The sequence below is a fragment of the Vreelandella sp. L-15 genome (genome assembly GCF_056857635.1).
In genome coordinates this window covers 181,516-192,580 of the sequence record NZ_JBSXNN010000092.1, presented here as the reverse complement: position 1 = coordinate 192,580, position 11,065 = coordinate 181,516, and the positions used below count along the sequence as shown (strand labels likewise).

Below are 11,065 nucleotides of genomic sequence, written 5' to 3'. Positions count from 1 at the left end.
AACGCTGGAAGCGGATCAAGGGGTTTAACCAACTGAAGCTGGTCGTGAATAACGTTCAGTTTCGGGATGGAGAACGGGTGGATGATCAATCCGGCAGAGACGCCGCCTGATGCTCATACACCAGATTTGACAATAACTCCGGTATTCGCCGCCCCTACGTGAGCGAACCCTTCGTGGGCCGGGCTAGCGGTATGCCGCTGGTGCTCATTAGCATTCCCCGCTTGGATGAAAACGGGCGTTTTGCGGGCTTTGTCGGTGGCATCGTCAGTCTCAAGAGCAGTGGACTCTTCGATCGTTTGAGCAGCATTCGTTTGGGTGACAATGGCTATGCGGCCGTTTCGACCGCCTCTGGCAAAATTCTTTACCATCCTGATCACGAGTTGGTGAACGCCGAGATCAGCAACGTCCAATTGAACCCGATGTTAGAGCTTGCGCTGGCGGGTTGGAGAGGGGAAGGGGTTGCCGAACTGTCGAGTGGTCGCGTAGCGCTGCAAGCGTATGCCCAAGTGTGGCCAGCCGATTGGATAGTGGGCCTGTTTTTGCCCACCACTCAAGCACAGTTACCGCTCGCGGGGTTCATTTACAAGCTGCTGGGCATTTGGTTCGTCCTGGCGCTACTCATGATGCCGCTCTTATGGTGGCTGCTGGCTCGCATTCTCAAGCCATTGGACCATCTTGAATCGCAAATTGGTGAAGTGGGTAAGGGCGAGCGCGCGAGTCTCGATCTCGCCACCAGCATGCAGGAGTTGCAGCAAGTCGCGATGACTTTCAACCGCGTAGAGCATGAGCGCCAGCAGTTGGTCGGCCATTTGCAAGAGCGCCAGGCGTTTTTGGATTCCGTATTGAGCGCTACACCCCAGGGCATGTTCGTTGCCAATTTTGGCGGTAAGATCACTTATATGAACCCGGCACTGCTGGAGATGCTGGATATCCCTCCCGATATGCCCATGGAGGTGTGGATGGAGCAGGTGCACCCTGACGACCGAGAAGGGGCGAGGGACATGTGGGTTCACAGCTTGAAAACTGGTAGCGATTTCGTGCGCCAACTACGGTTCGTGCGCAGCGACCATGAAACGCTGTGGCTGGACATTCATGCACGGGTGGTCATGTTGTCTCAAGGGGGGCACTCGCTGGGCTTGGTCGGGGTCGTGAAGGACATCACTGAGCGTCGCCAGCAAGAGGCGTTGCAGCGCTGGGAGGCAGAGCACGACCCGTTGACGGGGTTGCTCAATCGACGTGGATTCGAGCGCCGGTTGGAAGAGGCATTCGCCGACTTCCAGAAGACCAGCACGCCCTCTGCGCTGCTTCTCTTCGATCTGGACCATTTCAAGCCTATCAACGATGAGGGCGGCCACGCGCTGGGAGACGAGATGCTCCGCCGTATCGCTCAAATCGTGGCCTGGGAAGTGCGTGGCAGTGACCATGTGGCGCGCCAAGGGGGAGATGAGTTTGCCGTGCTGCTGCCCAGCTGTACGCTGGGACAGGCCGAACGTATCGCAGAGTCGTTGCGTCAATCGGTGAGTGAGGTGACCGTGACCCATGAGGGCAAAGAGTACAGCGTGACGCTCAGCATCGGTGTGACGACCTTCGATGAATGCGACGAAACGGTGGATGTGGCGATTTCCCGGGCAGATGCGGCCAGTTATGAAGCCAAAGGGGAGGGGCGAGATGCCGTGGTGGTCAAATTGCCCGAACAGTTAGACCCTATAGAGCTGTTCGATTAAGACGCGTTTGGGAAACCCTCCCGCTGCCAGGTGATCAGCCACTGGGGGAGCGCTTCGGCGGGCATGGGGCGCGCGAACTTCTTGGCCAAGAAGACGGTACTCTCTACGATCGCACGATCATCTTCGCTCGCCAGTATATCGCGAACGAAGTCTCTATCGACTTTGATCAACTGCACCGGCAGGCGGCGAAAGTACGCCAGCGACGAGTAGCCGGTGCCGAAATCGTCCAGCGCCACGTCGATCCCCAGCCGTTGACAGACTGTCTAGCGAGTCGACAAATCTCAGTCAACGGTAGAGTATAAGAGGATGCTGATTCGACTGAGAGCGCCTTCGTGGACTTACTTGAACTCTTTACACGCACCCTAGACGTTACCCTGCCTGTTTTTGCCATGGTGTTCATCGGGATTGCCTTGAAGCGCCTGGGCTGGATCGATAGTGCCTTCATTTCGACCGCCTCGTCTCTCGTGTTCAAAGCCACACTGCCCACGCTGATCTTTCTCAGCCTAGTCAAAGCTGACTTGAGCGTTGCTCTAGATGTGCCGTTGCTGCTCTTTTTTGCCCTCGCCACGTTGGGCCAGTTTTTGCTGAGTTGGGGTTGGGCGCACCTGCGCGTGCCAAGAGCCGACCGTGGCATTTATGTTCAAGGAGCATTTCGCGGAAATTGTGGGGTCGTAGGCTTGGCCTTGGCGGCGGGCATGTACGGCAATTATGGGTTATCCGCCGGTAGTTTGCTGCTGGGGGTGGTGATCGTGATGTATAACGCGCTCTCCGTTGTTGCTTTGGCAGCCTATCAGCCCGGCCAAGCGACCGATTGGCGGAGTTTGCTGGGTCATATTATTAAAAATCCGCTGATTCTTTCGGTGTTCGCTGCGCTCCCTTTTACCGCTTTCTCGGTGTCACTGCCCAGCTGGGTGATGACCTCGGGTAATTACTTTGCCTCGCTCACGCTACCGCTCGCGTTGATATGCATCGGCGCAACGCTATCGGTATCCAGCATGCGAGAGGGAAGCCAAGTGGCGCTCAGCGCCAGCAGTATGAAAATGGTGATTTTACCCGTGCTTTCCACATTGGCTGCGTGGCTGATGGGGTTTTCAGGGAATCAGCTCGGCCTACTGTTTCTTTTCTTTGCCAGCCCCACTGCTGCCGCCAGCTTCGTGATGGTCAAAGCGATCAATGGGAACGTGGCCTTGGCCGCTAATATCATCGCCATGACCACGCTCATGGCCAGCGTGACCGTGACACTGGGTATCTTCGCTCTTCGCCTGCTCGGTTGGATATGACCTCTGCCGATGCAAAACCGCGGTTGGCCGGGGCGGATCAAACCGCTATACTATGCGCCCCGTAAGTCCCTGTAGCTCAGTAGGATAGAGCAGCCGCCTCCTAAGCGGCAGGTCGCAGGTTCGACTCCTGCCAGGGACGCCAAACGCCCCCATATCTTCTTCATTTCTAACGACTAGCGCGGCGCGCCTAGCGTTTGCACCCAGTAGTGCGTAAATCGCGCGTCACTATCTTCTGCGTGCGCCATGCCCATATCGGTAAAGGCATCGTTCATGAGGTTGCGGCAGTGGTGAGCGAGCAGCTCCAAGTAAGGGAGCTAGCGGCACCGAAAGAACGTTCACCGCATTGGCGGGCTTGGCCTCGAGCTTGGTTGACGCGGTCCAACATCGTTTGCTGCCGTTCGGTGGGAGCGCACGCTGGCTTTCCAGTGCTCACCCATTTCTACTTTTTGCCTGCCACCAATTTCTCCATATCCAGCAGGTCGTTGATGAGCGTGGCAAGCCGCTGCACGTTGCGCTGGGCGGCAGCTGCGGCGTATTGCGTCAGCCTGGGCGGCGAGCGCCTCACCCGCGAAATCACTTTGGGAACGGGGCGTTACTGTCGACTGCCGGATGGCCGGGTCGAAAACGAGTGGCATTTATATCGAACAGAGCGATTGGATAATGATTAACGCCACCAACGAATAGGCGCTTGAAACGCATCAAACGTGCTATCAACGCAATTTTGAGTGTATAAGGTTAGCGTTAATAAAAAAATAGGGTGAGCTGGTGGGTCACGCCAGCTAGGGGATCGGATGGGTACGTACAACGTCTTGTTGCGCTTTTTATGCGTAGGAATAATGGCTGGCTTGCTGTTGCTGTCCGGTTCTTTGGCCTACGCTAGCGCGCCTGCACCGCTGACCGATTGGGAGTATCGCTGGGGAGATGCTCCTTTAGAAGATGACGCGCCTTGGAGCCCCATCGATTTTCCTTCTAACCCACCGGAGCGCAACGGCCAGAAGTCCATTTGGTTTAAAACGGTCTTGCCAGAGGGGGAGTGGCGTGACCCGGTGTTGCACATTACCAGCATTAACTTGGTGGGGCAGATCTACCTCGATGGCACGCTGATTTATCAGCATGGCGATATGGAGGCGCCTCGTTTCATCGGTTGGCCGTGGCATTTGGTTCCGCTGCCGGAGAATTCGGCGGGCAAGACGCTGGCGCTGCGTATCCACTCCGATTACACCAGCATCGGGCTGTGGGGCGATGTAGAGATCACCGATCGTATCGATGCGCTGAAGGGGATGCTCCACGCTTCGGTACAGGACCTTGCGGTGAGTGCCTTCAGCCTGCTACTGGCGACGTTGGCAGCGATTTTTGCCATGATTGGGCCTGAGCGTCGGGGCTTTTTCGCCATCGCGCTGTTTGCGTTTTCGTCAGGGTTGATGCTGTTGGCAGAGACCCCCGTTCGGCAGCTGTTGGCAGACGCGCCGCTTACCTGGGACATTTTAAGAGCCGCCAGCTACTTTACACTGCCCATTGCCATAGGCTTGTTGCTGAGCCACTGGTTGGATGGTGTACCAAAGCGCTGGATGAGGCGTTTATGGCAGCTCCATTTGGCGTACCTCGTGGTTTCGATTGGTCTGGTCGCACTTGGCGTGGTGAACTTGGCACTGACGTTCCCCATATTCGATGTGCTGCTGTTGCTCACGCTCCCCCTCATGCTTCTGCTGGCGCTGCTGCGGGTGCGTCGTTTGAATTTGGAGCAGCAGCTGTTCGTCACTAGTTTCCTGCTGTTTGCGCCACTTCTGTTGCTGGACATGTTGGTGGCGCACGAGCTGATACCTCGGCGCGACGTGCCACTGAGCTATGGGGCGTTGGGCTTCTCTTTGGCTATCGTGGGGATTTCGCTGTGGCACTACCGTCATACGCAGCGTCAGCTTGCTGCGGCCAACCAGACGCTAGAAGCACAGGTGAAGGCGCGGACGGCAGAGCTAGATACCTTGGTCGAGCAGCTCAAGGGGCTCTCGCTTCAGGATGCCCTGACCGGCCTCAATAACCGTCGCCATTTCGACACCTTGCTACATCAGGAAATGGCGCTCGCGCAGCGTAAGGGAAGCCTGCTTTCGCTGCTGATAATCGATATCGATCATTTCAAGAAAGTGAACGATAACTTTGGCCACGACGCTGGCGATGCCGTTCTGATCGAGGTCGCGGCGCTGTTAAAGAAGCATTTTCGCGGTACGGACGTGGTGTGCCGGTTGGGGGGCGAGGAGTTCGTCGCACTCCTACCGGGCACCGGAGCGGCCGAGGCCCAAACGCGTGCCGAGAAACTGCTAAAGGCACAGCGTAACCAAGCGTTGAGTCACCTTCATCAGCCGCTTGGACGCATTACGCTCTCTTGCGGAATCGCCACGTATCCGGCTCACACCATGGACCCTAAAAGGCTACTGCGCTTAGCCGACACAGCGTTGTACAAAGCTAAGAATAACGGCCGCGACCGTTGTGAAGTATGGGAAGGAGCCGTGTCGTCCAGCGAGCAGTAGCTAGCGGCTATGATGCTCAGTATATACGTAATGGTGAGCGTAAAGAGAAAAAAGCCGTTGGCAGCTGCCAGCGGTGGTGCAAGCCGCCAAAGTGCTGCCCTCCAAACAGTCGTCTGCGGGTGAGTGGGAGCAGTTCTAGTCCTAGCTGTGACCATCGCGCCTTGGACTGCTCAACCATGCTGCCTGGGGTGCGATTTTCCTGACGATAACGGGTAAACTAGCGCCCCTTTAAACTGTGGTGGCTAGAGGCATGCACCCGACCTACGAATTAACCGACGCTGGCGACCGCTACTTTGATGGCTTGGCAGATAAGTTCTCTCGCTCGCTCTACCAAGCACCCCGGGGCGAGCTGCGCCTCGCGATGCTGGATTATCTTCTGCCGCAAATGCTGCACTTACAGGCCCAGCCGGTGCTGGATGTCGGCGGTGGGTTGGGGCAGCTCTCCGGTTGGTTCGCGGCACGCGGTCACACTGTCAGCATGGCAGAGCCTTCCCACGATATGCTGGCCCACGCTAAGGCGTGGCACGCTGAGCAAGAGGCCGCTGCGGTGTGGCCTCTGGGGCAGCTTCGCTATGTGGAAGCTCCTCTACAGGCGCTGACGAGCCAAGCCCCCGGCCCCTGGCCGCTGATCACCTGCCACGCGGTATTGGAGTGGTTGGGCCATCCTGAGCAAGCGCTGCAAACCCTGGCAACGCTGCTGGCGCCTGGTGGTCAACTCAGCCTGATGGTGTTTAACCGCGATGCGCTGCGCTTTTCTAATGTGGTGAAGGGCAACTATCAAAAAGCCTTGAGTGACCAGTTAGAAGGCAAGGGCAAGCGCCAGCGCTTAACGCCGATCTCCCCAGTTACCCATGATGAAATTTGCCAGTGGGTGGGCCAGAACGGCTTACATATCGAGAGCGTTGCGGGCATCCGTATTTTTCAGGATTACGTGCGCCAGGCCCCAGAGAAGGCAAGCGATCAAGCAGCACTGCTAGCGCTTGAAAAGCAGTACTGCCAGCAAGACCCTCATTGGCGCTTAGGCCGCTATTTACTTTATACCGTTACCAAACCTGAGGCTGATGTATGAGTGCACAACTGCCCGCCTGCCAACTGCTTGAACGTTACTATGGGCAGGCCGCCCGGTTATGGCCTGTCGCGCCCCCGGAAGATACATGGCTACTGACCCACTCCACCGCGATGGTGAGCGACAACGTCGCTCTGCGGCAGCAGTGGCAGGCCAGCAGACGCCTAGCCGTTAGCCCTTTCGAGCCGTTCGACTACCTACCCGACGGGCAGGTGGTGCTGTTCTGGCCCAAAGCTCACCAGCTAGGCAAGTGGTGGCTTGAGTGGCTTTGTCACGTGCTGCCTGACAATACGCCGCTCGATATCGTCGGTGAGCACCAAGGGGGCATCAAACGTGTTCCCAAGATACTGGACGAGCTGGGCATGAGCTGTGACAAGCTCGATAACGCCCGCCGCTGCTCGCTGTTTGCCACCCGAACGGTGAAAAGGGAAGCGCCCGATAGTGCCTGGCAAACCTTTGATGCCCTGGATATGCGCTTAGTGAGCCATCCTGGCGTGTTTGGCCATGGCAAAGTCGACGAGGGAACGCAGTTGCTGCTGCAAGCCCTAGAAGAAGCACTACCGAAAAAAACGCTGAAAGTGCTGGATATGGGCTGCGGCGACGGCATTATCAGCGCGTGGCTTGCGAAACGCGGCCATGCGGTCACGGCTGTCGATGTCAGCGCCTTCGCCGCCGAAGCCTGCCGACGCACGCTGCGTGAGAACGCGCTGGAGGGCAGGGTGCTGGAGAGCGACGTTTACTCGGCGTTGGACGGCGAGCGTTTCGATGTCATCGTCAGTAACCCGCCGTTTCACCAGGAGCGAGACATCAGCTATGGCCCCAGCTCGCGCTTGATCGATCAAGCGGTAGAGCACCTCCAGGCAAAAGGGCAGTTGTGGCTAGTGGCCAATGCGTTTCTGCCCTATCCGGAGCGATTACAGCTCGCGCTGGGCGAGTTCGAGACGCTGTCGGACAACCGGCGTTTCCGCGTGTATCGCGCCGTCAACTAGTTGTCTTTGGCTGCTGCTCTTTGGCGTCGAGCTCATGGGTCGCTTGGCGTATCGTAGTGAATGGCCGTCACGGTGTAAAACGTTTCGCCGTTGGGGGTGAGCACCGTGACGTCGTCATCGACCTCTTTGCCCAGCAGTGCCTTCGCCATGGGAGCATCGATGCTAATCCAGCGCTTTTGGGTATCGAGCTCATCATGGCCCACGATCCGAAGCTGCAGGGCTTCTCCCTCCTCATCCTCCAAGCTTACGTACGCGCCAAAAAAGATTTTATCGGTGTTAGCAGGCAGACGATCCACTACCTGTAGCTCATCGAGCCGTTTGGTGAGATAACGAATGCGCGCAATGACACGGTTTAGCTCTTTCTTGTTATAGGTGTAATCCGCGTTTTCGCTGCGGTCGCCAAGGGCCGCGGCTTCGCCCACTTTTGCTGATAGCTCAGGGCGTTTTACCCGCGAAAGGTGATCCAAAATGCCGCGCAGACGGGCGGCACCTTCTGCAGTAATCAAATGACTTTTCGGTTCTTGGCGAGGATCTTTGGCTGGATCCCGCCAGCGGGTCATATTGCGACCTTTCATAAGCCAATCTTCTCCTTAAGTGCCTTGTAGGGCTTTCCTACCAGGGCATTAAGCTTACGCTACGGGAATGTTTTATAACAAAGTCGCGATTCTCTGGCGAATCATTCAAACGTTCGTTACATTGTCTAAGTAAGCCGATACTTGGCTTACAGAGCCTTATAAATACAGCCGTTACAACAACAAACCTGGAGTGACTATGCGCGCTATTCCATTATCTCGCTTATTAATCGCCGCAGCCCTGGGCAGCACGCTGGCCCTGGCGCCTCTCAATGCCTCAGCATTTGAAGGGGAAGTTTTCTCGCTGAAAAACCGCTGGGAGCATACAGTAACGGAAATGCCTGCCAACCAGAGGGAAGATACGCTAAAAGCGCTCGCCAGCGAAGCCGAACAGCTAGCAAGCCAGCATCCTAATGAAGCCGAGGTACTGATTTGGCAGGGCATTGTGCTGGCCTCTTACGCCCGCGAGCGCGGCGGTTTGGGGGCTTTGGGTACGGCCGGTGACGCTCGTGATGTGCTGGAGCGTGCCATTGAGATCGACCCCACCGGTGGCAACGGCTCGGCCTATGTCACGCTGGGCGCATTATATGACCGTGCCCCAGGTCGCCCGCTGGGATTTGGTAACAGCGATACTGCCGAGCGCATGTTCCAGCGCGCGCTTGAGCTTCGCCCCGACGGCATCGACGTGAACTACTACTACGCGGCGTTTTTAAAAGAAGAGGGCAACACTCAGGCGGCGCGGGAGCATGCCCAGCGCGCGGTGAACGGCACGGCCCGAGAGAATCGCCAAGTGTCAGATGAAGCACTACGACGGGATGCCGAGGCTCTACTCAGCCAGCTCTAACGTAGCCAGTATCCTTTCGATGACGATGACACGCGGTTAATCACCGCATTGGCATTCCCGGTGGGCAGCATTGATAATAGTTCGATTGTTATCATCGGGAGTGCCGTATGGGCCCTACGCTTGGTCGTGATGATGTCGAACTCATCCAACGCGACACCCTTTATCAAGGTTTTTTTCGCCTAGAAGCACTGGAGTTGCGCCACCGGCTGTTTGAAGGCGGCTGGAGCGCTACTATGCGCCGAGAAGTGCATAACCGTTTCGATGCAGTGGGTGTGCTACTGTACGACCCGCACCGTGATGCCCTGGTACTCATCGAACAGTTTCGCGCTGGGGCAATTGACGACCCGACCTCCCCCTGGAAATTAGAACTTGTGGCAGGCTTGGTAGATAAGGATGAATCCCTGGAAGACGTAGCCCGTCGCGAAGCCATGGAAGAAGCGGGTTGCCAAGTGGGGCAATTAACCAAGTTGCATACCTACTACCCAAGCCCGGGTGCCTGCAACGAACGTGTGACGCTCTTTTGCGGGTTGGTGGATACTCACGGCTTAGGCGGTGTGTATGGGGTCGAAGATGAGCACGAAGATATCCGCGTGCACATTGTAACGTTTACCAACGCTTGGGAACTCCTAGAGCAGGGAAGACTCGACAACGCCATGTCTTTGATTGGGCTGCATTGGCTGGCGGGGCAGCGGGCATCGCTGCGTGCCGCGTCTCAACGCGCCGCCCTCTCGAACACTGACGCCAAGCGAACCTAGTAAGGAGTCATCATGGCAAGAGCCGCCTACGTCACCGATTTAAAAACCCTGCAGGGCGAATGCAGTGCGAACTATCTGCGTCTGCTGCGCTTGGTAGGGGGTATGGAGAGCGGTCAGCGCCGTGATATCGCACTACGCAGCGACCATCAGCACTTTGGTGACCTGCATTTAGCGATACTGCAGGAAGCGCCCTATACCACCCTGGTAGAAGTGACCCAGAGCGGGCCGCTGGACGCAGTGATCGAAGGCCCGCGCATGCGCGTACATCTCTACCATGATGTGCGTATGGCGGAAGTGGTCGACTTTCAACGCGAGCGCCATTTTAGCGGCCGCTATCGCTACCCCAATGCCCGCATGCACCAGCCGGATGAAAAGCTGCAGCTCAACTGCTTCCTGGGTGAGTGGTTGGCCCACGGGCTTGCGCACGGCCATGCTGTGGACATGCCCGAATTGCGTTGATGGAATGTCGTTAATGGAGCTACTGTCATGAGGCTGATTCAAATCACCGATTCCCATCTTTATGCCGATAAGCAGGCACGCTCCCGGGCGGGAATTCCCTGGCAGCAGTTTCAGCGTGTGCTGGAGGCTGTGATTACTGAGCGACCCGATGTCGTCGTGTTCACGGGTGATATCAGTCAGGATGAAACCGCCGCTTCCTACGCCCTTGCTTGCGAGGCGCTTTCGGCGCTGCCATGCCCGTGGTTCTGGATTGCTGGCAACCATGACCAGCCAGAGCTGATGGCCGCCGAACATCCGCTGTTAGAGGAAGTGGACTTGGAGCAGTGGCGCTTACTGCTGCTCAGCACCCAGGTAGTGGGCAAGCCCCACGGCGAGCTGGGGAGTGCTGCCTTAAGCGCTTTGGCAGAACGGCTTGAGCAAGACGACCGGCCAACCCTTATTGCCATGCACCACCCGCCTGTGGACGTAGGTGCTGCCTGGATGGATGCCATTGGCTTGCAAGACCGCGACGCTTTTTGGCAGTTACTCAGTGCCTATCCGCAGGTGAAAATGATTCTGTTTGGTCATGCTCACCAAGCCTACGCCCAGCATCATCAAGCAGCTGGCACCGATATTGGTGTCTACGGTTGCCCCGCCATGGCTGACCAGTTTTTGCCGGGAGCGGAGCAGTTTGCCATCGATGAAGCCTCACGCCCTGGCTATCGTGTGGTCGATTTCAACGCTCACGAGTGGCAGACCTGGATCGAGCGTGTGGTTGTCTAAAGAGTCTGTTAGGCGTTATAGGTATAAAAAGATAGTTATTAATTCTTTTGGGTTATTATTGGCATAGCGTTACCCTACCCATAAAAGCAAGC

14 protein-coding genes and 1 tRNA gene are annotated in these 11,065 nt (G+C 57.0%); 11 read left to right on the top strand and 4 right to left on the bottom strand.

The features are described 5' to 3' along the window. The first annotated feature begins 191 nt into the window (after positions 1 to 191). A complete protein-coding gene (locus AC13CY_RS14455; protein WP_483052682.1) occupies positions 192 to 1,724 on the top strand; it encodes a sensor domain-containing diguanylate cyclase in 1,533 nt (510 codons plus the stop codon). Here AC13CY_RS14455 and AC13CY_RS14450 read toward each other — a convergent pair. Beyond that, on the bottom strand, positions 1,721 to 1,966 hold the full coding sequence (locus tag AC13CY_RS14450; RefSeq protein ID WP_269473459.1) for an EAL domain-containing protein: 246 nt from the start codon (positions 1,964 to 1,966) through the stop codon (positions 1,721 to 1,723). The two genes, AC13CY_RS14455 and AC13CY_RS14450, sit on opposite strands and share 4 nt — an antisense overlap. 90 nt (positions 1,967 to 2,056) lie before the next feature. Here AC13CY_RS14450 and AC13CY_RS14445 point away from each other — a divergent pair, with 90 nt between their 5' ends. Then, positions 2,057 to 3,004, top strand: coding sequence for an AEC family transporter (locus tag AC13CY_RS14445; RefSeq protein ID WP_044629048.1), 948 nt, complete (start codon positions 2,057 to 2,059; stop codon positions 3,002 to 3,004). Between the two features lie 65 nt (positions 3,005 to 3,069). Next, positions 3,070 to 3,146 (top strand) — tRNA-Arg (locus AC13CY_RS14440). Positions 3,147 to 3,177: 31 nt separating this feature from the next. Here AC13CY_RS14440 and AC13CY_RS14435 read toward each other — a convergent pair. Continuing rightward, positions 3,178 to 3,249 carry a hypothetical protein gene (locus AC13CY_RS14435; protein WP_228219860.1) on the bottom strand — a complete coding sequence of 24 codons (72 nt, stop codon included), beginning with the start codon at positions 3,247 to 3,249 and terminating at the stop codon, positions 3,178 to 3,180. A gap of 194 nt (positions 3,250 to 3,443) precedes the next feature. Further along, positions 3,444 to 3,569 carry a hypothetical protein gene (locus tag AC13CY_RS14430; protein ID WP_275041232.1) on the bottom strand — a complete coding sequence of 42 codons (126 nt, stop codon included), beginning with the start codon at positions 3,567 to 3,569 and terminating at the stop codon, positions 3,444 to 3,446. Between AC13CY_RS14430 and AC13CY_RS14425 the strand changes: the two genes are divergently transcribed. The 4 genes from AC13CY_RS14425 (at position 3,514) to AC13CY_RS14410 (ending at position 7,581) form a co-directional block, all read left to right on the top strand. Continuing rightward, positions 3,514 to 3,672 carry a DUF333 domain-containing protein gene (locus tag AC13CY_RS14425; RefSeq protein ID WP_483052681.1) on the top strand — a complete coding sequence of 53 codons (159 nt, stop codon included), beginning with the start codon at positions 3,514 to 3,516 and terminating at the stop codon, positions 3,670 to 3,672. The two genes, AC13CY_RS14430 and AC13CY_RS14425, sit on opposite strands and share 56 nt — an antisense overlap. 168 nt (positions 3,673 to 3,840) lie before the next feature. Next, positions 3,841 to 5,526, top strand: a complete 1,686-nt coding sequence (locus tag AC13CY_RS14420) for a GGDEF domain-containing protein (protein WP_483052680.1) — start codon at positions 3,841 to 3,843, stop codon at positions 5,524 to 5,526. A 250-nt stretch (positions 5,527 to 5,776) separates the two neighbouring features. Then, positions 5,777 to 6,595 (top strand): methyltransferase domain-containing protein, encoded by an 819-nt coding sequence (locus AC13CY_RS14415; RefSeq protein ID WP_062372510.1) that lies wholly within the window; start codon positions 5,777 to 5,779, stop codon positions 6,593 to 6,595. After that, the gene (locus AC13CY_RS14410) at positions 6,592 to 7,581 is read left to right on the top strand and encodes a methyltransferase (protein WP_137093469.1); all 990 of its coding nucleotides are present in this window, start codon (positions 6,592 to 6,594) and stop codon (positions 7,579 to 7,581) included. Before AC13CY_RS14415 ends, AC13CY_RS14410 begins: the two co-directional genes overlap by 4 nt. Positions 7,582 to 7,613: 32 nt before the next feature. On the opposite strand, the gene greB is transcribed toward AC13CY_RS14410, so the two are convergent. Next, on the bottom strand, positions 7,614 to 8,156 hold the full coding sequence (gene greB, locus AC13CY_RS14405) for a transcription elongation factor GreB (protein ID WP_483052679.1): 543 nt from the start codon (positions 8,154 to 8,156) through the stop codon (positions 7,614 to 7,616). Positions 8,157 to 8,352: 196 nt separating this feature from the next. Between greB and AC13CY_RS14400 the strand changes: the two genes are divergently transcribed. From AC13CY_RS14400 to AC13CY_RS14385, 4 genes are all read left to right on the top strand, one after another. Then, positions 8,353 to 8,997: a TRAP transporter TatT component family protein gene (locus AC13CY_RS14400; RefSeq protein ID WP_044629053.1), complete on the top strand. Its 645-nt coding sequence runs from the start codon at positions 8,353 to 8,355 to the stop codon at positions 8,995 to 8,997. A 107-nt stretch (positions 8,998 to 9,104) separates the two neighbouring features. Further along, positions 9,105 to 9,752: an NUDIX domain-containing protein gene (locus AC13CY_RS14395; RefSeq protein ID WP_062361250.1), complete on the top strand. Its 648-nt coding sequence runs from the start codon at positions 9,105 to 9,107 to the stop codon at positions 9,750 to 9,752. Positions 9,753 to 9,764: 12 nt separating this feature from the next. Continuing rightward, a complete protein-coding gene (locus AC13CY_RS14390) occupies positions 9,765 to 10,211 on the top strand; it encodes a DUF1249 domain-containing protein (RefSeq protein ID WP_172416298.1) in 447 nt (148 codons plus the stop codon). Positions 10,212 to 10,238: 27 nt separating this feature from the next. After that, positions 10,239 to 10,973, top strand: a complete 735-nt coding sequence (locus AC13CY_RS14385; protein ID WP_044629056.1) for a phosphodiesterase — start codon at positions 10,239 to 10,241, stop codon at positions 10,971 to 10,973. The last annotated feature ends 92 nt before the right edge of the window (positions 10,974 to 11,065 follow it).